We start from the raw sequence: 22261 nt of genomic DNA, 5'->3' as shown, positions 1-22261 counted from the left end.
AAAGGTAATAAATATCTTAGAACTTATTTGATTTTAGCTGCTAATTCTCTTAGATATCATAATCCTATTTTCAAAGAATATTACTGGAAAAAGTTTAATGAATCTAATTCTCATCGTCATATGAGAGCTCTTGTATTAAGCGGTAGAAAACTTGTCAATCTTATTTTTTATTTACTTAAAAACAATGTACCTTATATTCCCATGAAATAATTTTTTCTCATCCTTGTTTTATTATTTATTTTCTTTTATTTTTGAATTTCAATATTCTCAAACTATTAGCTTCTTTTATAGCTAATTATTTCCTTTTTGCTCTTTTTTACTGATTTGACTCCCTACCGGAAATCTTAAGAATCGAAAAAAATTCTTTTTCTATATGACTCAATTTATTTATATCATTATCCTCTATATTAGGAAATAAATAAGTGTAATCTTTTCCTATATATTTTAATATTTTTGCCAATATATTTTTTTTAAAATAAGGTAATTCAAATAATATTCTTAAATTTTTCAACATTTTTTTATAGGCATATTCATAACTAACATTTCTTATTTTAAATTCTTTTTTTAGCATTTTATCAAACTCTTTAGAAATTTTTTCAATATTTTTAACTTCTAATATTTTCCACCATTTATGTTCAATAAAATGAATACCAAAAAGTTTAAGAGATAATAATTCATCAAAATTATATTCGAATTTTGTATGTTGTATAGGTTCAGAATAATATGAATTAATAAGCGGATGCAATTTTTCGTCTAACTTCATATGAGAAATATATCCATAATAAAAACTTTTCGGAAAATTTTTCATTAATTCTTTATATTCTGTGCTCTTTAATTTGTGTAATGCCGTTCCAACAGAGATATAATCTGTTTCATTGGCATAAAAAAACACATCTGGCCCTTGAGCTCCTAAATATAGTTCTGGGCCTAAATATTCAACAGGATTTTTTATTGTGTAAATTATATGAGCTAAAATACTTGGCATTTAATCACCTCAAAACTTTAACCCATAAACATTTTAAATACAAACTTTCCGGTATTTGAAGTATCCACGGGTGATCATTCGATTGAGTAATAATATCTAAATTTTGTAGCATAATTCCTTTGTTTTCAACACTCCTTCTAAGTGATTCTATTAATAAGGTTATATCCGCTTGATACGCACAACTACATAAGCCTAATATACCAAAGTTACTAAGTCTTTTTATTCCCAATTCAGAAATTTTTTTAAATATTTGAACTCCCTTGAATCTTTCTGCTTTCTTTTTTATTAAAGATGGTGGATCTAACATCACTAAATTAAAAATAGCATTTGAGTTATTTAGAAATAGCTCAACATCTTCATATATAGTTTCTATAACATCTTCAACTCCATTTAATTTTGCATTTTGTTTTAATAATTCTAACGCATATTCATCTTTATCCACTGCTATAACCTTTTTTGCCCCATATTTGGCCATATTAAGAGCAAAACCACCTGTATACGAATATGCATCAAGACCTATTGCATTTTTAGAAAATTGTCTGATATAAAGTCTGTTTTTTCGTTGATCAAAGAAAAAACCCGTTTTTTGACCATTTTTAATGTCAACTATATATTTTATTCCTTCTTCTTCTATAATAAAATTATCTGGTGGTTCAACACCATATAATCTTCCTGTATTTCTTTTTAAATCTTCCTTAGATGATGTTTCAAAATCACTTCTCTCATATATCCCTTTTATTTCATTATCAAATATTTTCAATAATGCATCTATTATTTCATTTTTTTTATTTTCTACACCTTTATTTCTAAACTGAACAACCAAATACTCGTTATATTTATCTACAATCAATCCTGGAACACCATCTGCTTCTGCATGAAAAAAACGATATGATTTACCGAAATTATTTCTTAATTTTAAAGCTTTAATAAATTTATTATAAAAAAAAGATTCATTAATTTCTTCATCTTTTAAAGAGAGGATTTTAACGGTTATATTAGTTGAATTTGAAAATATCCCTTTACCTATATATTCAAAATTAGATGAAAAAACATTGCAAATTTCACCATCAATTTTCTCACCTGTAATTTCTGAAATTTCATTTTTAAATATCCATAAATATCCATTTTTTATTTTTTTTTCTTTGCCTTTTTTTAGTTTAACAATAATCATAAATCGTGTTGCACATCCAATCTATAATTTAGAATTTCATTTTCTGAAAAAAATATCTTCATTTCTCTTTTTGCGCTCTCTAGAGAATCAGATGCATGAACAATATTTTTGGTAACACTCATACCAAACTCTCCCCTAATACTTCCTGGTGAAGCTTTTAGTGGATCTGTGTTTCCGATGATATGCCTTACCATTTCTATAACTCTAGGTCCTTCTAAAATCATTACAACAACTGGACCAGAAAGAACAAAATCTATTAGATCATTATAAAACGATTTTCCTTTATGCTCTTGATATAATTCTTCTGCTTGCTCTTTTGTTACCCAAATCATTTTCAACGCTATAATTTTTATTCCTCTTCTTTCCAATCTACTTATTACTTCACCGATTAATCCTCTTCTAACAGTATTTGGCTTTAAAAATAAAAATTCTCTTTCCATTAAGATTCCCCCTTTATTTTGCCATCTTCTAGCAAAATTTTATTATCACAAAAATCCATTAATTCTTTTTCATGTGATACAACAATAACCGTTTTATTAAATTTAATCAAATCTCTAAATAATTTAAACACTATTATTTTGTTTTTCATATCTAAACTACCTGTTGGCTCATCAGCTAAAATAATTTTAACATTGCCAACCACTGCTCTCAAAATGCTGGCTCTTTGTTTCTCTCCACCTGATAATTCTGTAGGAAATTTATTTAATAATTCACTAATTCCTAATATTTCAGCAAATTGCTTTATTTCTTTTAAATTTTCCTTTTTATTTCTAATATATTGAGCTAATTTAGCATTTTCTAAAATTGTTAATTCATTTATTAAATTAAAAAACTGAAATACAAAACCTGTATTTTTCTTTATATTACTGAATCGATATTCAATTTTACCTAAATCAGGATTCAATAGATTTCCTATTAAAAATAATAATGTACTTTTACCACTACCAGAATGACCATAGATTCCATAGTAACTATTTTCTTCTATATTTAAATTAATATTTTCCAATACATTTATTTTACCATCGTATGAAAACGATACATTACTTATTTCTATTAGACTATTCATTATGAAGCACCTCTACAGGATCAAAGGATAACAATTTTCTTGAAGAAAAGAATGAAAAAACAAAAGATAAAATGATAATAAATATAAAGCTAATAATAATATCATTAATATTTAAATAAAAAGGAATCTTGTCTATATAAAATATTCCTGAAGGTAATTTCAAATCTATTTTTTTCAATATAAAAATAGTAATAGAAGATGAAAAAACACCTATAAAAAAACCACTTATTGCTACTATTAAACTTTCCAAAATAAAGATTATTGAAATTTTACTTTTCTCCATACCCATTGAGTATAATATTCCTATTTCCTTTTTTCTCACGAATATAGAATACATAACGGAATTCGAAATACTAAATCCACTCATTAAAACAACAAAAAAGGTTATAATTAGAGCAAAATACGAATCTATTTCTACAGCCTTAGCAAGATTTTCATTTTGTTCTTCCCATGTAGAAGAAATGTACTCTTTTAAATACTTACTCTTTATTTTTTTTGCGTTTTTTGGATTATTCAAATATATCCCTGTATAATTTAAAAAATTTTCCGTTTCTTTTTTTATTATAAAAGAAGAATCTATAAAATATATTCCAGAATGAAAAACTCCAGTGATTTTTAATCTTTTTAATCTAATATTATTTTTATCATCTGTATAAAAGAGATTTATTGTATCTCCTGGATTTAAATTTAATGTCTTTGACATAACACTTCCAATAATACTCCCATCTATATTACCCTTAATAAGTAATTTATTATAATACCCCATATCATTCATTTCCCAATAAGACACGCTTATCCTTTTATTACTTTTATTAAAAAATCCTTGATATGTTGAAAAATACATTTTAAATCTTTCATTACCTATTGTTTTATCAACTTTATCATATACGATAATATGAGGATAAAATGATGTTAAAGAATCTATTAAAGCTTTATCAAATCCTTTGATAACAGAGATTACAACAATCATTCCCCATACTCCTATAAATATTGAAAGGAAAGGAAACAAGAAATGTTTTTTATTTCTTTTTAAAAAACCTTTAATTAATAATATTATCTCTTTCATGAGTTACTCCCCACTAATATAATAACATCTGAGTTTAATGTGTTATAAAAATTATCACTTAAAAATTTTATTATTGAAAAATATTGTGTTGGATTTTGTTTTGCGTCTATTAATTTAAAAGTTATTTTGCTATATCTATTTTTTATTTCATTTAATATTTTTCTTTCATATTTATCATTTTTTATTATTAAGTAAGACTTGTTATGATCAATCCCATCAATATTAGGCAATATATCTACTATTTCTATCAAATATCCTTGAGCATTAGTCCATCTTTGCCTTGTAATTGTATAAAAACTCAGCTTAAAACTCTCCATATTATTTATTAATGTTACCCAGATTTTTTCTTTTTTTAATGGTTTTTCAAAATCTACTAAATATTTATTTGTGTATTTTATTTGATCATTATTTATTTTGACATAATCACCTACAATTTCTATAGGTAAAGATAGAAAATTTATCTCACTCTTTTTTGTTATTAAAAAGAGTGAAAACAACTTTTTATAATCGAAAGAATTTACTGTTCTATTTAAAACTTTATCTATAGAATATAAAACTTTTGACAACCCTGAATTTTTAGCTTCACCCATCAAAGCAAATAAAACATCTTTTTGTCTTTGTATTCTACCTAAATCACCCAATGCATCATATCTAAATCTTGCATAATACAATAACTCTTCACCATTTAAATAATTATATCCCTGTTTAAAATTTATATGTAAATTTTGATGAAAATCCTCATAATACATATCTTTTGGAACATATATTTTTACTGGTGCATATATCTCTCCAATCTCTTTAAAAAGTCCATAATCAAAAATCAAATAATCTGAAATTTTTACTTTAAATATATCTTGAATAATTTTCTGTAATTTTTCTATCCCATACTTCACATAGACAGCATTTATTCTAAGTGTTTCTTTTTCAATGTTTACTAATAAATCTCTTGGTATTGGTAAAACAAGAATTTTGTTTTTCTTTTCGCTAACACCCACTAATAATATTGAATCAGTCCTTGACACTTTCTCATTAACATCTGTTGTATCCATTCCTAAAACTAAAAAATAATATGGATCTGGTATTTTTTCCATTTTTGCATAAACATTTAAAAAAGGGAAAAACATAGACATCACTACAATTAAAGAAAAAATAATGCCTATCACATACATTAGAAATTTCATTTCATCACTCCAAAATTGTTTTTAAAGACTCTAATGTTGTTTTATCAACATAATTTCTTTCCATTTTCTTCTTAAGATCTGGCAAGTTTATTACAACTGGTTTTGATAATAATGTCTTTATTTCCAACTTGTCATAACTTGTTATAGAATATTTTGAAAATGCTTGTAAAAAAGCAAATGCACCATTATATGATAAATTTGTATTCCCATATTTTCTTACTTCATTAATTAAATTATTTGCTACTAACATATCCATAATTCCTGATTTTCTTGTTTTTAAATATTCAAAAACATCATCTATAGTATTTCCTTGCCCCTTTATTATAGATAAAAACGCTGGAATATTATCATTTTTTAAAATAAAATGATATTTAACTGTAGAAGGATTAATATCGAACATTTGTTCAAAATTAGTTAATGCTTCTTCTGGCTTTAAAGAATCTATATACAACCCTTTTTCAGAATAAAATATATTATCTGGACTCTTTACAATAAAAATTTTCCTTGATTGGTTTTTTATTCTAACAAAGTATAATTCTGTTTTTTGAGGCATTTCATAAGTAATTAAATAACTTACGGCATCAGCTTTCATTTCTGTTGTATTTTTTAAATTATTATAAAAATAAAAAATTCCACCTATAGCTATTACAATTATTACAATCAATAAAATCCATATCCATTTTCCTGATGTTCTTCTACTATTACCAACTTGAATTCTTGTTGCCACTTTACTCCACCTCCATAATTTTTTCATTGTGCTATGCTGTAATTCCATGCGTCAACTGTATCTGACAATAAAAAGTGATTCCTTTCAAGTGAATAAATAACTTTATTTTTCAAAATTTCCTTGTATGCTCTATTAATATCGTAAAAAGCTATATCTCTGTAATATTCAACATTTTTATATTTTCTTGTAGGTTCTATTGAATCGGCAATAAATATAATTTTACCAACTATACCAAAATGTTTATATCCACTGGTATGATAATATATTGCTTCATAAACATCCTCAGGTATATTGTATTCTCTTTTAAGATATTCAGCAGCAATTTTTCCATGCAATAATATCGGATTCTTCTTTTCGACATATGAGATCCCTATTTCATAAACTTTTGCAATTTTTAAAAATTTATATGGTTTTACATCTCTAAATAAATCATGACCCAATGCTGCTAATTCTATTCTATTTTCTTCAACACCATATTTATCTGCTAATATTTTAGCAGTATATGTTACTCCCATAATATGTTTTAACCTATATTCAGAAATCATTTTTTTTAATATTCTTTTAATTTCTTCTATTACTTCTTCCAAAAATTATCACCTCTATATTATTCTAAAATCAGAAAAAATAACTCTCAATCCATATTTATATTCAATTTCTTCTTCTAATTTTTCAAAAAAATTCAATAGAAAATTTTTATCTTGGGATAATGTTATAATTGTAATTTCAAAAATTCTTTTATTATCATTAAATCCGCTTTCACTTATTGAAATATTATATTTTTTTCTTAAATCATTTATCAGCTTTTTTACAATACTTCTTTTCTCTTTTAATGAATGAATATTTATTAATTCTATTTGATATACAGCTTCTAATATTTTCATTACATCACCATTGTTTTTGTTCTATTTTATCTAATAAAAATTCTTCAAATCTTGCCATAATAAATAATAAATCAGATAGTCTATTCATATACACTAATACTTCTTCAGAAACTTCATCTTCATCTTTTACACAAATTATTCTTCTTTCCGCCCTTCGAGCAATTGTTCGACATATATCTAATTTGGCAGATTCTATTGTGCTACCTGTAATAACAAATCCCTTCAGTTTAACCCTTTCCTCAAAATTTTTTATATAGTTCGTTAGTTTTTCTCCATCCTCTTTTGTAATAGGTTGAATAAATTCTTTATTTTTAGAAGCTAATTCTCCAACCACTTTGAATAAATCGTTTTGTATTTCATTTATTATATTTCTTACTTTATATGATTTTACATAGTGTTTTGCTTCCCCTAAATGTGCAGATAATTCATCGATTGTACCATAAGCCTCTACTCTTAAATCATTTTTAGGAACCCTTTCGCCTGACCATAAACTTGTCTTACCTTTATCTCCTCCACCAGTACTTATAGACATTCAAAATCCTCCTTACTTTTTATATACTTCATTTTTATTATACCATTTTCCATCCAAATTTTTAAGTTTTTTATTTTTTTAAAAAAAAAGCGGCTGCAACATAATGCAACCGCTTTTTATCTTTATTCTTGTTCTTCTTTTTCTCTTTGTCTTTCTTGAACAATCTTTTGTTGTATATCAGGTGTTACTTCCTGATATGTTGAGAATTTCATTGTAAAATATCCTTTACCGCTTGTAATTGAACTTAATCTTGGAGAAAAATCTAACATCTCAGCAAGAGGAATTTCTGCATCTATTCTATCCATTCCTCTACCCATTGATTGCATTCCCATAGGTCTTCCTCGTTTTGAAGATATTTCACCCATTACGTCTCCTGTATATTCTGTTGGAGTATATACTTCAACCTTCATTACAGGCTCTAATATTACAGGACTTGCATTTTTCATACCATCTTTAAATGCTTGCCTTGCTGCAATTTGGAATGCTATATCTGAAGAATCAACATCATGATAGGAACCATCAAATAATGTAACTTTTATGTCAACAACAGGATATTCAGCGACAACACCTTTTTTCATTGCTTCCTTTATTCCCTTATCAACTGATGGTATAAAGTTCTTTGGTATAACACCACCAACTATTTTATCTACAAATTCATAACCTTCTCCTCTTGGTAAAGGCTCTATTTCTATTTTTACATGTCCATATTGACCATGCCCACCTGTTTGTTTTTTATGTTTATATTCTGCTATTACTTTTCTCTTAATAGTTTCTCTATATGCAATCTTTGGCTTTCCAACTTCAACATTTACTTTAAATGTTTTCTTTAACCTTTCAATCATTATTTCTAAATGTGTAGTTCCTAATCCTGATACTATAGTTTCTCCAGTTTCCGGATCAAATTCCCAAGAAAATGTTGGATCTGATTCTTGTAATTTTGAAAGGGCATTATTAACCTTATCTATTTCATTTTTAGATGTTGGTTTTACAGATTTTGAAATCATAGGTTCAGGAAATTCAGGAACATTTATTTTTATAAGTCTTGAAGAATGCGCTACAGTATCATTTATTCTGCTTTTTTTAAGTTTTGGTACAACAATAATATCTCCAACAGATGCATCAGAAACTTCTTCATTTTTATCAAATCTTGGTATATAAATATGAGATACCTTTTCATTAGAATCTTCCTGAACTTCTACAAAAGAATCTCCTGCCTTTAACACCCCAGACAAAATTCTAATATATGTTAATTTACCAACAAAAGGATCAACAGCATTTTTAACGACTAATCCGACAAATGGTTCTTCTTCTTTTCCTTCAACCTCAAATTCTTTATCGCCTATTTTTCCTTTAAAAACTCTTTCTGATGGATACATTCCAACTAATCTAATCATTTCCATAAACCTATCTAACCCAATATTTTTTTCTGCTGAACCTATCACAATCGGAACGATTTCATCATCTTCAAATGCTTGATGAAGTGCTTTAAATATATTTTCTGGATTTAATGCTTCTTCTCCTTCTTCTAAATATTTTTCCATCATTTCTTCATTGGTTTCAACAACATCTTCAATTAATTCTTGATGGTAATCCTCATAATATTTTTTTGCATTATCTGGAATTATTTCTAATTTTTTATCTTTACCACTTTGATTCAATTCATATTCAAATGCTTCATGAGTAATTAAATTTACTAATCCTTTAAACTCAGAACCTTCACCCATTGGTGCTTGCAATGGCACAATCTTTACACCATCTTCAAAAGCTTCTTTTATAGAAGAAACTAACTCACCAAAATTTACTCCTTCTTTATCCATTTGATTTATGAATATAAATATTGGTTTTTTATGTTCTCTGGCAATCTTCCAGATTCTTTCTGTGGTAACTTCAACTCCAGAACCTGCATTTACAACTAACACTACATTATCAACTGCATTAATAGCAACGTCTATATCACCTAAAAAATCTGACATACCTGGTGTATCAAAGAAATAAAAACGAGAATCTTTATAATCAACAGATACTACATGATTTGAAAATGTTGCTCCTTTATCCTTTTCAACTTCTTCATCATCCAAATATCTTTGACCTATTCTATCTGCTCCACTATAATTTTTTAATATGGCATCCATCAATGTAGTTTTCCCACATCCATGATGCCCAAAAAGACCCACTATCCTTTTTTTATCTGGTTTAATATTAGCCATATAATACACCCCCACTGTTAGATATCTATTTTTTCTTAAATACCCCCAAAAAGGCAGGAATTTTATTTCTCCAATTTTCTGATCTGTAGTTTAAAATTTTTCCATTATAATAAAACATTGATGAACTACCACCATCAAGCATCATTGCTTGTTTTATATTCCCTATTTTCTCTAATAATAATTGCGCTTCATCATAATTTATCCCTGGATTTGATTCCATATATCCATCAACTACTATAAATAATACCATATTATTATTATCAATTGCAACTATCGTTCTTGGTGTTTTTCGACTAATAATGCTTGATGAATAGGATAATTTCTCCTCTTTTAAGGCTTCTTGCATTAAATCATCAGTTATTACTAAAGGTCCTCCTTCAACCATTTCTTTTATAGAAATTTTTTGATTTATATCTATATTAAAAACAACTTCGTCTCCTTCACTAATATCCGGAATATATTTTAAATATTTTTTATCAATTAATAATAATCTTTGATCGTTTATAGGTCTTTCCTTTCCAACATGAACAATAAAACCATTTTCTATGAGTAAAAATATATAATCTTCTTCACTTTCCTTAATATTAGCTTTATATTCACTTGTATAAAGCTTAACATCACCTTTCCATGCGGTATTTATTGCTTTTATCCAAAAAGGTACATCTTTTACATATATTTTGTACTCCATAACAACATCTTTTATCATAGGGTTATTATGATTGTCAATAATAAAAGATGGCCTTAAATATGGTGATATATGCTGTATTTTACCATTGGTAATAATTTTTCCAATTGGTTCTAGGGTTGATACGTCAAAATAACCAGCATTAATCGCCAATATTGGGTTTACTTCCTTTAAAAATTTTTCTGCATCATTTGGTGCTCCTAAATTATTGAATAATATCTTTATATCAAATTCTTTTGGATTAATTCTTGCAATATGAACTGGAACAATTCTTCCATTTAAATCAATCATTTTATTTTCAACTTTTAATAATTCAATGTCAAGCTTTGAATCGTTAACTGCTACATTGCTCTGTTCATTTTTTTTCTTTATATTAGTATTTGTAGTAGCATTAGTAGAATTTTGATTTTTTATTTCATTTAACTTTTGTTCTAGTGGTGAGACTTGATTTTTGGTATCATTCGACTTTTCAACAACTTTCTCATTTTCTTTTTCATTATTTGTTTGTATTTTTGATTCATTAAGCGTTAATATAATATTTCTTTTTGTAATCAACAAATCATAATTTTCAAAATTATTTATTTTATATTTTATTATATTGTTTGATATTATTTTAAAATCTATATCTTTCGGTACTGGAAACTCATTAATTGACGGAAAAATAACAAATCCATCTTTTTCTAGTTTTATCATATGTTCATTGATTAAATGACTTAATGTAAATATAATTTTATTAAACGAATACTCTATTTTTATCATTCGAGGAATGCTTTTATATATAAAAATATTTTCATTCACTTCAAATGATTTAAGATTAAAAAAATCTTTAATAGCTTCTAACCATACGTATAAATTTTCATCTTTTGATATTACAGCAGATGAAAAAGATCTATTAATATTAAAATTAATTCTTGCTGTTCCTTTTATTAAATCCAACTCTAGTATATCATTGTTTTCAGGATTAGAAATATATATAATATTTTTAGACGGAAATTGTTGAAGTTTAAAAAAATCAACAAATTGCTTTATATTGATAAATACTTTATCTGAAAGCTTTATATTAGTAAATTCTGTAGAATTTTTAGTTATATCTATATAATAAACATTCGAAAAAGAGAGAATAGCAAATAACATTGCTAATATAAGAAAAATTTTCTTATACATTATTTACCTCCTACAATTTTTTCATATATCAATTTCATTTTTTCTTCTTTTGGAGGATTTTTTGAGATTTCATAAGCTTCTTTTAATAACTCTATAGCTTCCTCTACATTACTTTTTTCAGAAATATATAATTTTGCTATTGTATCTCCTTTAGATATTTTAGCTCCTAATTTTTTTAATACTTTAATTCCAACAGAAAAATCTATTTCATCTTCTTTTCTTTTTCTTCCTGCTCCTAAAACCATTGAAGCAATACCAACTTTTTCTGTATCTATATGAGAAACAAATCCATCTTTTTCTGCTTTGAATTCAACTATTTTTTCTGATATAGGCAAAATTTCTTCAGGATTATCTACTACTCTTTCATCACCACCTTGTGCTTTTATCCACATTTTCATTATATCTAAAGCTTTGCCATTTTCAATATTTTTATTTAATATTTCTTTTGCTTCTTCATAAGTATATAATCCTGATAAATCTAACATATTTGCTCCTAACTCTACACATAAATCAGTAAAATCCTTTGGTCCTTTTCCTTTTAACGTTTCAATTGCTTCAAGGACTTCTAATGAATTACCAATATTATCTCCTAATGGTTGATCCATATTTGTAACTAATGCTATTATTTTTCTATTGTTTAATTCGGCTATTTCTACCATGGATTTCGCTAATTCAACTGCATCTGGGATATTTTTCATAAAAGCTCCACTACCTGTTTTTACATCTAATACTATACCATCAGATTGAACTGCTAATTTTTTACTCATTATACTTGCAGATATTAATGAAATTTCATCAACCGTTGCTGTCACATCTCTTAATGCATATATTTTTTTATCTGCTGGAGCAATATTTCCTGTTTGACCTGCTACAACCATACCAACTTCATTTGCGATTTTAAAAAATTCATCTTTAGAAATCGCTGTTTTAAATCCAGGAATTGATTCTAATTTATCAATAGTTCCTCCAGTATGTCCCAATCCTCTTCCAGATAATTTAGAAACTTTTAACCCTGCAGAAGCTACTAAGGGTCCGACTGCTAAAGTTGTTTTATCTCCAACACCTCCGGTTGAGTGTTTATCAATTTTTATTCCTTTTATCCCTGATAAATCAATTGTATCTCCGCTATCTCTCATAACCATTGTTAAATGATATCTTTCTTCTTTTGTCATTCCATTAAAAAATATCGCCATTAACCAAGCTGAAATTTGATAATCTGGAACTTGTCCATTTACATAACCATTTATCATAAACTCAATTTCTTCTTTTGTATTTATTTCTCCATTTCTCTTTTTATAAATTATATCAACTGGCCTCATCATTATTCCTCCTCTTAAAAATTATTTTTACTAATGTCCCTTGATTTTCTTCACTATCAACTTCAATATATGCCCTATGTTTTTCTAATATCTGTTTCACTATATATAATCCCAAACCTGTACCAGGAACTTGTCTTGTCCTTGATTTATCAACTCTATAAAATAGGTTAAATATTTTATTTCTTTCACGTTCTGGAATACCTATTCCAGTATCTTCCACTTCTAAAATAACTTCATTGTCTTCGCTATATAGTCTAATAAATATTTCTTTTTTATCTGACTCTTTGATATGTGTAAATTTTACAGCATTATCTAAAATATTGTATATAGCTTGCATTAATCTATCTTCGTCACCAATGATAGTTAGATCTTCTTTAATATCTAAATAGATATTAATATTCATTTCTTTTGTCAAAGAGTTAAATATTAAATTTATTTTTTTTAAGAGATTGGAAAGATTTATTCCTTTAAAATGATACTCATAATCTTTCCTTTCTAATCTACTAATATCTAATAAATCATTAATTAACCTTGTTAATCTAGAAGATTCATCTTCTATGATATTTAAAAATCTTAATGCTTGAGAGGATAATTTTTCATCACTCATCAATAATGTTTCAGAATACCCATGAATTACTGTTAATGGGGTTTTCAACTCATGAGACATTATAGTTAAAAATTCTCGTCTCATTAAATCTAATTCCTTCTCCTTTGTTATATCTCTTAGAACAACTATTCTATAATTTTGATTTTTTTCAGATTCTAAAAAAATCTTTTTTATTTCGCAATGAAAAAAAGATTTTTTTGGACTATATACTATTATTTCATCGCTTATATTCTCATCTAAACGATAACTTCTTAATACTATATCTATTAAATTATGATCCTCTAAAATTTCTGACAATGTTTTTCCCAAAAAATCTGATGTAACAAAAAGATTTTGAGCGCTCTTATTTGCATAATCAAGAATAAGTGTATTTGAGTCATCAGAATAAAACACAAGCATAATTGCTTCTGAAATATTATTTAAAACTGAATATATATTCTTTCTTTTTATTTTTTCAAAAAAAACTTTTTTATTTAAATTATTTATCTTTTCTTCTAAAGAATGTATTAAATATTCAACTGCTGGATCATTTGCACTAATTGATAAAACCTTAGATATGGAAGACTTAAGTTTATTATTTTCTCTTTTTATTACTAAATAATTTGAGAAAAATATATAAAAAATTATAATGAATAATAATATTATTATTAAAGAATAAACCATCTTATCACCTATTTCAAAAAAGCGACAGACTCATCTGCCGCTTTTTGTTTTTAGTAGTCTAATTTTTCTTTTCCTGGATCTCTAAATTTATAACCTTTTCCTCTAACTGTAATAATGTATTTTGGGTTTGATGGGTCTTCTTCTATTTTAGTTCTTAATCTTCTTATGTGAACATCAACAGTTCGTGTGTCTCCAAAATAATCATATCCCCATAATTTATCAAGTAAAACATCTCTGCTAAATACTTTACCTTCATTTTTTGCCAAAAATGTTAATAACTCAAACTCTAAAGGTGTCAACTCTACAGGATTACCTCTAATTAAAACTTCGTATCTTTCTGTGTCAATTTCTAAATCTTTTGCAACAATTTTCTTTGGACCCTCTTCTTTTATTTGCATTGCTTGTTGTTGTCTTCTAAATATTGATTTTATTCTTGCAATCAATTCTCTTACATTAAAAGGTTTTGTTACATAATCATCACTACCTAGTTCTAAACCTGCCACTTTATCTGCTGGATCGTCCTTAGCACTTAAAATTAACACTGGTGCATTCTTAAATTTTTCATTGCTTTTTACAGTTCTAATAAAATCGAATCCATCCATAGAACCTGGAAGCATAATATCAACAATAAAGAAATCTACCTCTTTTTCTTCAATCATTTTCACCGCTTCATCAGCATCTGAAGCTAAAATAATGTCATAACCTTCCTTTGTTAGATTGAAGTTCAACATTTCGGAAATAGCTGGATCATCTTCGATAATCATAATAACTCTTTTACCCATTTTTGTTCCTCCCTTCGAAATATGCTTTTTAAATTAATTTTGATGATTTTTCATTATTTTTTCTTTTTAGAGCATTCTTATTAACTATAAATTTTTTAAATTCAGCTTGAGCTATTTTTTCAATTTCATCATAAACGTCAGCTGAAAATTTAATTTTATTCCCTTTTACATATATGATTTTTATTTTCATAAAAACCTTAAACCCATATGGTGTCGGGGCTATATGATTGATTTTTGCAGAAGATACTACGGCAACATGTTCTGGAATATAAGGTTCTAAAATTTCTGTTGATGCTCTAAATATTTCTTCTAATAACGCTGTAGTAGATAATAAATGAAAATCTTTATATTCTTCCTTTTCAGACCATAAAAAACTTTCATCATTCACACTAAATGAATAATTAAATTCTTTACCTTCTAATTCCTTAATCTTTTCCCAACTCACCTCCATTATCTCCCACCTCCTCAATTGAGGATCCGTTTTTTTTCACTCCTAACATTTCGTTCAATTCTTCCCCACTTAAAGTTTCTTTTTCAAGTAAAACTTTGGCTATTTCATGCAATTTATCTTCATTTTCCTCTAATATTTTCTTAGCTTTATCATATGACTCTATTATAATTCTTTTTATTTCATTATCTATTTCACTAGCTGTTTCTTCACTATAATTTTTCATTTTGGCCAATTCTTTACCAAGAAATACTTCTTCTTCCTCAGACCCCCAGGCTATAGGTCCAAGTCTTTCACTCATACCAAATTTTAATATCATAATCCTTGCATATTCTGTTGCCTTTTGTAAATCATTTGCAGCACCACTCGTGATTTGGTTAAATACTAACTCTTCCGCCGCTCTACCACCTAATATACCTGTAATCCTATCCAATATTTCTTCTTTTGTCATTAAATACTTATCTTCTAAAGGTAACTGCAATGTAAAGCCTAAAGCTTGATGACCTCTTGGTACTATTGTAACTTTATGTACAGGATCTGCATTTGGGAGTAATGCGCCCACAATTGCATGACCCAATTCATGATAAGCTATAATTTTCCTTGTCTTTTTAGAGATTATCCTGCTTTTTCTTGCTGGTCCTGCTATAACTCTATCTATTGCTTCTTCTAATTCATCCATTTCAATAATTTTCTTACCTTTTCTTGCTGATAACAATGCTGCTTCATTAATTAAATTTTCCAAATCTGCTCCTGAAAAACCCGGAGTTCTTCTTGCTAACACTTCTATATCAATATTTGGTGAAATGGGTTTCCCTTTCATATGTATCTTCAATATTTGTTCTCTACCCTTTACATCAGGCATATCAAGAATTATTTTCTTATCAAATCTTCCAGGCCTTAATAGTGCTTTATCTAATATATCTGGTCTGTTTGTAGCTGCCATAATAATTATTCCAGCTCTAGGATCAAAACCATCCATCTCTACCAACAGCTGGTTTAACGTTTGTTCTCTTTCATCATGTCCTCCACCTAAACCTGCACCTCTTTGCCTTCCAACCGCATCAATTTCATCTATAAAAATTATCGCAGGAGCATTTGCTTTAGCCTGAGTAAATAAATCTCTCACTCTGGCAGCACCTACACCTACAAATAATTCAACAAAATCAGAACCACTGATATAGAAAAAAGGAACCCTCGCTTCACCTGCAACAGCTCTAGCTATTAATGTTTTTCCTGTACCGGGAGGTCCTACTAATAAAATTCCTTTTGGCATCCTTGCTCCAATTTTATTAAACACTTGAGGATTTTTTAAGAATTTCACAATATCGTCTAACTCTTCTCTTGCTTCATCTACACCTGCAACATCATCAAAAGTTACTCTTTCTTTTTCTGGATCATACTTTCTTGCAGGACTCTTTGTAAAATTCATTCCTTGTGGTCCTCTACCAGTTAATGGTCTTAACATTATCATCCATAAGAATATTAAGATAATAAATGGTATGACGTAACTTAAAATTCCATATAACCACCCAGAAGTAACATCCTGTTTAAAATCCACTTCTATATTCTTTTCTATTAGTTTGTCAATAAAATTAGCATCTCTAAGCAATATTGGTGCAAACAATTCATATGTTTGACCGTCAATTGTTTTTATACTCAAACTACCTGTATCTTTAACCAAAACTTTTGATATTTTCCCTCTATCAACTAAATCAACAAATTCTGTATAGCTAATTGTTAAACTCGTTGTATCTACTGTCATACCTCTAATTATAAAAAATATAATTAAACCAATTATAAGATATACTGTTATAACTCCTAATAACCTTTTTTTGTCGTTATTTTTATTATTTTTATTCTCCGCCAAGAGTATTTACCTCCTTCGATATATAGAGCATATTTTTTTCTTTTTCTAAAAATAGATTATTAATTTTTCTTTTTCCTTTGGATTTCATAGATAAGATTTTTTCAACTTCTAATTTTGATGGAGGAAATTGTCCTAAATTTAAAAAAATCATTCTTAAAATTTCTTTATCTAAAAAATCTTTTTTTATTAAAATCTTATATATATTCCCTTCAATTTTAACTCTTTCATTATATATAACCTCTAAATATTTTCTATATTCCCACGTGATTTCTGCAAATCTAAAAATAGCATCTTCATATTGCTCATTTATCTCATGAAATTTTGGTAAAATCTCATGCCTAATCTTATTTCTTATATATTTCGTATCAAAATTTGATTCATCTACAATATATTTAACATTGTTAATTGTAACATATTTTTCTAAAATTTCAAAATTTAAACTCAATATCGGTCTTGTAACATTTTTGTATATTGGTAATATTCCTCCTATTCCCAAAATACCTGTTCCCTTCACTAATCTATATATAACCGTCTCAGACAAATCTTTCGAATAATGAGCTATTGCTATTTTATCATAACGTTTAGCTTCTAAAAGTTCATTAAAAAAATTATATCTTAACTCTCTTGCAGCTTCTTCTATGCCTATTTTATTCTCTAATGCGTATTTCTTAACATCTTCCTTTTTCGAATAAAAAGGAAGACTTCTTTTTCTACATTCGCTTTTAACAAACAATTCTTCTTCATCTGATGTTTCTCTTAAAGAATGATTAAAATGTGCAACTCCTAATGAAATCCCTAAATTATCTTTTAACTTATGCAATATATCTAACATTACCATAGAGTCTCTTCCACCAGAAACTCCTAATAATATTCTGTCTCCATCTTCATACATATCATATTTTTTTATGAATTTTAATACTTCATACTCTATTTTCATTCTTACATCTCCTATCTCTTACTTGTTAATTATATCATATTTTTTTAATATATGTTATATAATAAATAAAAAAGATTCTCCTTTAAGGAGAATCTTAATAACAAATTTGGAGCCGGTGAAGGGACTTGAACCCCCAACCTACTCATTACGAATGAGCCGCTCTACCGTTGAGCTACACCGGCAAATACCAAAAGATATTATATATTTTTTATTTTAAAATGTCAAGTTATTTTTCATTTCTAATTATTATTTTTCTACCTATATTTTTTTATATTTCTTTTTTTTCAGAATTTTTTATGTTATAATTATATAATACAAGCGGGGGAAGGAGGTCATAAAATGCCCTTTAACAAATATAAAATTTACGATTCCACTAACTTATCAAAAGATTTATTAAATATATTTATTTTTGATTACATATCTAATATTAATAATGCTAAGATAATTATTTCTAACAAAAAAGCTAATATCGATAAACCTTATATTCTATTAGAAAAAGAAGTTTTAAAACTAATTGAAAATGATATCGAGATTATAACAATGGATTTTTCTATTGAGAATTTTCAGATACTACTATTAAAATTATTATCAAAAGTATTTAATGAAGAACCTTTTGAACTTTTATATTTACTGGAAGAAAAAAGAAAAGAAGTTGGGGAATTTATAAAAAATCTAATTGTTCTATTTGAAGTTGAAGATAAAAAAAGTAGTATGAGCCATACCCAAAGAGTAGCTTATTATGCTAAAAAATTCGCTGACTATTTAGGAAAATCTAAAGATGAAATAAATCTTATTTATGACGTTGCTATGTTACACGATATCGGTAGAATAGGAATAGAACAATTAATGCTTTTTTCCAAAACTCGTGTTTATGATCTTGAAGAATGGGACTTAGAACATACTATTGCTGGCTCTATCTTTTTATCAAACAGAAAAGAACTCTGGTATGCCATGGATGTTGTAAGATCTCACCATGAGCATTGGGATGGCACCGGCTATCCTGATCATTTAAAAAAAGAAGAAATACCATATTTAGCTCGGTTTATTGGAATTATTGACTGGTTTGATTGGGCAACACATACAGCAACATCTGAACATTTTGGAATATTATCTCCCCAAGAAGCTATTGAGTATATTAAATTTAATTTAAATAAAAAATTTGACCCTGAAATTGGGAAACAATTTGCTAACTTTTTAAAAGAATATTTATCAAAAGAGGAGTTTATATAACAATAGTCCGGAATAACCGGACTATTGTTATATAAAGACTTCTATACTTTCAAATTTATTTTCATTTTCTTTAGAAATAATTTCACCATATAATGGTCCTGCTGATATCTTATTAATTTTAATTTTCACAAACCTTCCGATTAGACTCTCATTGCTTTCAAAAATTACAACTTTATTATTTATTGTTCTTCCTAAATAAGCTCCAGATTTTATTTTTCCTTCTTGAATTACCATAACAACTTTATCTAAATATTTCTCATTTTCTTCGTGGTTAATTTGTTTTTGAATATTCATTAAATATTGAAATCTTTTGTTTTTTATTTTTTTCGGAACATCATCTTCATAATATTTAGCAGAAATTGTCCCTTCTCTTGGTGAATATTCTGCTAAGTTCAATCTTTCATATCTTGCCTTTTTAACTAAATCTACTGTTTCCATAAAATCTTCATCTGTTTCTCCAGGAAATCCAACAATAATATCTCCAGAAATGGTAACTTGTGGAACTTTACTCTTTATTTTATCTAACAATTCTATATAAAATTCTTTCGTGTATCTTCTGTTCATTTTACGCAATATTTCGTTACTTCCAGCTTGAACTGGCAAATGGAAATTTTTAGCTGCTTTTGGATTATTTGCAACTTCATTTATTAATTTTTCAGTAATATCTGTGGGATATGAAGTCAAAAACCATATTCTTTTAATAGATTCGAACTTTGAAGCTTCTTTTATTAATATATCCAATTTAGGATTTCCATCACCAAAGTCTTTTCCATATGAATCTACATTTTGACCCAAAAAAGTAATTTCTCTATAATTATTATTATTGTAATATTCCACCTCTTTAATAATATCTTCAACAGGTCTACTTTTTTCAAAATGCCTTGTATAAGGTACTATACAATATGTACAATATTTATTACATCCATATATTATATTTATCCAACCATGATGTTTACTATATGGATGTTTTGGCAAATTTGCAGTAATATCTTCAAATTTATCTGTAAAATCAGCAAATCTTTTTCCACTTTTAGCCTTAAAATAAAAATTATTAATTTCCATATAATTCCTTGTACCAAAAACAAAATTCACTCCATGAAATCTATTTAATATACTTTCTTTCTCTTTTTCAGCAACACAACCACCAACTGCTATAATTAATTCTTTTTTCTTTTTCTTCAATTTTTCATATTGACCAATTGCACCATATAATTTATGTTCTGCTTTTCCTCTAACGGCACAACTGTTTAATACTATAAAATCAGCTTCTTGTGGATTTTCTGTCCATTCGAAGCCCTCTTTTTCCAAAATACCTGTCATAATCTCAGATTCATTAACATTCATCTGACATCCAAATGTTTTTATATAAAATTTCACACTCACACCTCCTGATATTCATAATATATATATTAATAAAATCCCGGGTAATTCCCGGGATTAATTTTTTATTATTTTTTATTCTTCTTCTTCTACAACCTCACCATACTTTTCCTCAGCTTCAACCTTTGCTTTTGTTACTTCTTCTACAGCATCTACTACTTCTTCTTCTACTACTTCTTCTTCACCCATTCTTCCTTCTCTACCTTCGATATATGCATCAGCTATTTTTGAAGTAATTAATTTTATAGCTCTAATAGCATCGTCATTACCAGGAATTACTATGTCTATTGGATCGGGATCACAATTTGTATCTACTAAAGCGATTACAGGTAATCCCAACATATTTGCTTCAGCTACAGCTATTTGTTCTTTTCTTGGATCAACTAAAAATAATAAATCTGGAATTTTTTTCATTCCTCTTAATCCACCAAGGTTTTTATCTAATTTTTCATAAACTTTTTTTATTTTGCTTTGTTCTTTTTTAGGTAATTTTTCAAATTCTTCAGAATTTACAAATTCATCCAACTCTTCCAATTTTTTAATTCTCTTTTTGATAGTTGGGAAATTTGTCAATAATCCGCCTAACCATCTGTTGTTTACATAATATGCTCCAGCTCTTTTTGCCTCTTCAGCCATAATTTGTTGGGCTTGCTTTTTTGTACCAACAAATAAAATAACTTTTCCCTCTGCTGCCTGTTCTCTAACAAACTCATATGCTTCTTCAACAGCTTTTAAAGACTTTTGTAAATCGATAATATAAATACCTTTTCTTTCTGTGAAAATATAAGGTTTCATCTTTGGATTCCATCTTCTAGTTCTATGTCCAAAGTGAACACCTGCTTCTAAAAGTTGTTTCATACTAATAACTGACATACAAACACCTCCGAGTTTTTGGTTTTCCCTCCATCGCACTACGTTTCCGACCTAATTTTAGGCACCGAGGAAACTGCATAACGATGTGAGAGATTATTATTATTGAATATCAATTTATTATTGAATATCAATTTTTTCTGCTTCGCTCCATAATCCTTCTAAATCATAAAATTCTCTTGCATTTTCAGTAAAAATATGAACTACTATACTTCCTCCATCTACAATTAGCCATTCATATCCTCTATCTTTATCAAAATATAAGAGTTTATGATTTTTTTCTTTAAATTTTTCAATAACTGCATCTTTCAATGCATTCAAATGTGTTTCGGAATTACCTGTAGCTATTACAAAATAGTCAACTATCAATGGAGAATTTTTCATATTCAATACTTTTATATTTATAGCATCTTTTTCATCCAATATTTTAACAATTTCTTTTGTTAATTCAAAAATCTCCTCTTCTGATTTTAACTTCACTAATTTTCACCTC

Annotated in this window: 22 protein-coding genes, 1 tRNA gene and 1 pseudogene; 2 read left to right on the top strand and 22 right to left on the bottom strand. The window is 27.2% G+C overall.

Going from position 1 to position 22261, the window contains the following annotated elements; translation table 11 throughout:
• A pseudogene (locus tag BUA62_RS11490) lies at positions 1-210 on the top strand (IS110 family transposase); the annotation flags it as partial.
• Positions 211-316: 106 nt separating this feature from the next.
• Here the strand turns inward: BUA62_RS11490 and BUA62_RS06555 are convergent.
• From BUA62_RS06555 to BUA62_RS06465, 19 genes are all read right to left on the bottom strand, one after another.
• Positions 317-985: a zinc dependent phospholipase C family protein gene (locus BUA62_RS06555; protein ID WP_072864726.1), complete on the bottom strand. Its 669-nt coding sequence runs from the start codon at positions 983-985 to the stop codon at positions 317-319.
• Between the two features lie 4 nt (positions 986-989).
• Positions 990-2156, bottom strand: coding sequence for a class I SAM-dependent rRNA methyltransferase (locus BUA62_RS06550; RefSeq protein WP_072864724.1), 1167 nt, complete (start codon positions 2154-2156; stop codon positions 990-992).
• Complete coding sequence (ndk, locus tag BUA62_RS06545) at positions 2153-2596, bottom strand: nucleoside-diphosphate kinase (protein WP_072864722.1); 444 nt, start codon at positions 2594-2596, stop codon at positions 2153-2155. Before ndk ends, BUA62_RS06550 begins: the two co-directional genes overlap by 4 nt.
• Positions 2596-3222 carry an ABC transporter ATP-binding protein gene (locus BUA62_RS06540; RefSeq protein WP_072864719.1) on the bottom strand — a complete coding sequence of 209 codons (627 nt, stop codon included), beginning with the start codon at positions 3220-3222 and terminating at the stop codon, positions 2596-2598. Before BUA62_RS06540 ends, ndk begins: the two co-directional genes overlap by 1 nt.
• Complete coding sequence (locus BUA62_RS06535; RefSeq protein WP_072864717.1) at positions 3215-4288, bottom strand: ABC transporter permease; 1074 nt, start codon at positions 4286-4288, stop codon at positions 3215-3217. Before BUA62_RS06535 ends, BUA62_RS06540 begins: the two co-directional genes overlap by 8 nt.
• Entirely contained in the window at positions 4285-5469 is a 1185-nt protein-coding gene (locus BUA62_RS06530) for an LCP family protein (RefSeq protein WP_072864715.1), read from the bottom strand. The genes BUA62_RS06535 and BUA62_RS06530 overlap by 4 nt, the downstream gene beginning before the upstream one ends.
• 4 nt (positions 5470-5473) lie before the next feature.
• The gene (locus tag BUA62_RS06525) at positions 5474-6196 is read right to left on the bottom strand and encodes a hypothetical protein (RefSeq protein WP_072864713.1); all 723 of its coding nucleotides are present in this window, start codon (positions 6194-6196) and stop codon (positions 5474-5476) included.
• 23 nt (positions 6197-6219) lie between these two features.
• On the bottom strand, positions 6220-6783 hold the full coding sequence (gene yqeK / locus BUA62_RS06520; protein WP_084670734.1) for a bis(5'-nucleosyl)-tetraphosphatase (symmetrical) YqeK: 564 nt from the start codon (positions 6781-6783) through the stop codon (positions 6220-6222).
• 12 nt (positions 6784-6795) lie between these two features.
• Entirely contained in the window at positions 6796-7077 is a 282-nt protein-coding gene (locus tag BUA62_RS06515; RefSeq protein ID WP_072864711.1) for a DUF503 domain-containing protein, read from the bottom strand.
• A gap of 4 nt (positions 7078-7081) precedes the next feature.
• Positions 7082-7609, bottom strand: coding sequence for a cob(I)yrinic acid a,c-diamide adenosyltransferase (locus BUA62_RS06510; RefSeq protein ID WP_072864709.1), 528 nt, complete (start codon positions 7607-7609; stop codon positions 7082-7084).
• A 122-nt stretch (positions 7610-7731) separates the two neighbouring features.
• On the bottom strand, positions 7732-9816 hold the full coding sequence (gene fusA, locus BUA62_RS06505) for an elongation factor G (RefSeq protein WP_072864707.1): 2085 nt from the start codon (positions 9814-9816) through the stop codon (positions 7732-7734).
• A gap of 25 nt (positions 9817-9841) precedes the next feature.
• Positions 9842-11665, bottom strand: coding sequence for a phosphodiester glycosidase family protein (locus tag BUA62_RS06500; RefSeq protein ID WP_072864705.1), 1824 nt, complete (start codon positions 11663-11665; stop codon positions 9842-9844).
• Positions 11665-12984, bottom strand: coding sequence for a thymidine phosphorylase (locus tag BUA62_RS06495; RefSeq protein ID WP_072864703.1), 1320 nt, complete (start codon positions 12982-12984; stop codon positions 11665-11667). Before BUA62_RS06495 ends, BUA62_RS06500 begins: the two co-directional genes overlap by 1 nt.
• On the bottom strand, positions 12971-14254 hold the full coding sequence (locus BUA62_RS06490; protein ID WP_072864701.1) for a sensor histidine kinase: 1284 nt from the start codon (positions 14252-14254) through the stop codon (positions 12971-12973). Before BUA62_RS06490 ends, BUA62_RS06495 begins: the two co-directional genes overlap by 14 nt.
• A gap of 50 nt (positions 14255-14304) precedes the next feature.
• Positions 14305-15036, bottom strand: coding sequence for a response regulator transcription factor (locus BUA62_RS06485; protein ID WP_072864699.1), 732 nt, complete (start codon positions 15034-15036; stop codon positions 14305-14307).
• A 28-nt stretch (positions 15037-15064) separates the two neighbouring features.
• Positions 15065-15487 carry a thioesterase family protein gene (locus BUA62_RS06480; RefSeq protein WP_072864697.1) on the bottom strand — a complete coding sequence of 141 codons (423 nt, stop codon included), beginning with the start codon at positions 15485-15487 and terminating at the stop codon, positions 15065-15067.
• Positions 15462-17351 carry an ATP-dependent zinc metalloprotease FtsH gene (ftsH, locus tag BUA62_RS06475; RefSeq protein WP_072864695.1) on the bottom strand — a complete coding sequence of 630 codons (1890 nt, stop codon included), beginning with the start codon at positions 17349-17351 and terminating at the stop codon, positions 15462-15464. The genes BUA62_RS06480 and ftsH overlap by 26 nt, the downstream gene beginning before the upstream one ends.
• Positions 17338-18288: a tRNA lysidine(34) synthetase TilS gene (gene tilS / locus BUA62_RS06470; protein ID WP_072864694.1), complete on the bottom strand. Its 951-nt coding sequence runs from the start codon at positions 18286-18288 to the stop codon at positions 17338-17340. Before tilS ends, ftsH begins: the two co-directional genes overlap by 14 nt.
• 107 nt (positions 18289-18395) lie before the next feature.
• Positions 18396-18470 (bottom strand) — tRNA-Thr (locus tag BUA62_RS06465).
• A gap of 157 nt (positions 18471-18627) precedes the next feature.
• Between BUA62_RS06465 and BUA62_RS06460 the strand changes: the two genes are divergently transcribed.
• Positions 18628-19518 (top strand): HD-GYP domain-containing protein, encoded by an 891-nt coding sequence (locus tag BUA62_RS06460; RefSeq protein ID WP_072864692.1) that lies wholly within the window; start codon positions 18628-18630, stop codon positions 19516-19518.
• 27 nt (positions 19519-19545) lie between these two features.
• Here the strand turns inward: BUA62_RS06460 and miaB are convergent, their stop codons facing one another.
• From miaB to rsfS, 3 genes are all read right to left on the bottom strand, one after another.
• On the bottom strand, positions 19546-20895 hold the full coding sequence (miaB, locus tag BUA62_RS06455; protein WP_072864690.1) for a tRNA (N6-isopentenyl adenosine(37)-C2)-methylthiotransferase MiaB: 1350 nt from the start codon (positions 20893-20895) through the stop codon (positions 19546-19548).
• 78 nt (positions 20896-20973) lie between these two features.
• The gene (gene rpsB / locus BUA62_RS06450) at positions 20974-21771 is read right to left on the bottom strand and encodes a 30S ribosomal protein S2 (protein WP_072864688.1); all 798 of its coding nucleotides are present in this window, start codon (positions 21769-21771) and stop codon (positions 20974-20976) included.
• Positions 21772-21888: 117 nt separating this feature from the next.
• Entirely contained in the window at positions 21889-22248 is a 360-nt protein-coding gene (rsfS, locus tag BUA62_RS06445) for a ribosome silencing factor (RefSeq protein WP_084670733.1), read from the bottom strand.
• Positions 22249-22261 lie beyond the last annotated feature (13 nt).

It is taken from the genome of Marinitoga hydrogenitolerans DSM 16785 (genome assembly GCF_900129175.1).
In the GTDB taxonomy this organism is placed as follows: Bacteria; Thermotogota; Thermotogae; order Petrotogales; family Petrotogaceae; genus Marinitoga; species Marinitoga hydrogenitolerans.
This window is presented reverse-complemented; position numbering and strand designations above follow the sequence as displayed.

Bases quoted from the DNA above. Each gene is read 5' to 3' on its own strand.
- BUA62_RS06515 (WP_072864711.1), bottom strand. From the start codon at position 7,077: ATGAAAATATTAGAAGCTGTATATCAAATAGAATTAATAAATATTCAT.
- BUA62_RS06510 (WP_072864709.1), bottom strand. From the start codon at position 7,609: ATGTCTATAAGTACTGGTGGAGGAGATAAAGGTAAGACAAGTTTATGG.
- BUA62_RS06490 (WP_072864701.1), bottom strand. From the start codon at position 14,254: ATGGTTTATTCTTTAATAATAATATTATTATTCATTATAATTTTTTAT.
- BUA62_RS06535 (WP_072864717.1), bottom strand. From the start codon at position 4,288: ATGAAAGAGATAATATTATTAATTAAAGGTTTTTTAAAAAGAAATAAA.
- BUA62_RS06540 (WP_072864719.1), bottom strand. From the start codon at position 3,222: ATGAATAGTCTAATAGAAATAAGTAATGTATCGTTTTCATACGATGGT.
- BUA62_RS06550 (WP_072864724.1), bottom strand. From the start codon at position 2,156: ATGATTATTGTTAAACTAAAAAAAGGCAAAGAAAAAAAAATAAAAAAT.
- fusA (WP_072864707.1), bottom strand. From the start codon at position 9,816: ATGGCTAATATTAAACCAGATAAAAAAAGGATAGTGGGTCTTTTTGGG.
- rpsB (WP_072864688.1), bottom strand. From the start codon at position 21,771: ATGTCAGTTATTAGTATGAAACAACTTTTAGAAGCAGGTGTTCACTTT.
- BUA62_RS06480 (WP_072864697.1), bottom strand. From the start codon at position 15,487: ATGGAGGTGAGTTGGGAAAAGATTAAGGAATTAGAAGGTAAAGAATTT.
- tilS (WP_072864694.1), bottom strand. From the start codon at position 18,288: ATGAAAATAGAGTATGAAGTATTAAAATTCATAAAAAAATATGATATG.
- BUA62_RS06485 (WP_072864699.1), bottom strand. From the start codon at position 15,036: ATGGGTAAAAGAGTTATTATGATTATCGAAGATGATCCAGCTATTTCC.
- BUA62_RS06530 (WP_072864715.1), bottom strand. From the start codon at position 5,469: ATGAAATTTCTAATGTATGTGATAGGCATTATTTTTTCTTTAATTGTA.
- BUA62_RS06495 (WP_072864703.1), bottom strand. From the start codon at position 12,984: ATGAGGCCAGTTGATATAATTTATAAAAAGAGAAATGGAGAAATAAAT.
- BUA62_RS06500 (WP_072864705.1), bottom strand. From the start codon at position 11,665: ATGTATAAGAAAATTTTTCTTATATTAGCAATGTTATTTGCTATTCTC.
- BUA62_RS06460 (WP_072864692.1), top strand. From the start codon at position 18,628: ATGCCCTTTAACAAATATAAAATTTACGATTCCACTAACTTATCAAAA.
- ndk (WP_072864722.1), bottom strand. From the start codon at position 2,596: ATGGAAAGAGAATTTTTATTTTTAAAGCCAAATACTGTTAGAAGAGGA.
- BUA62_RS06555 (WP_072864726.1), bottom strand. From the start codon at position 985: ATGCCAAGTATTTTAGCTCATATAATTTACACAATAAAAAATCCTGTT.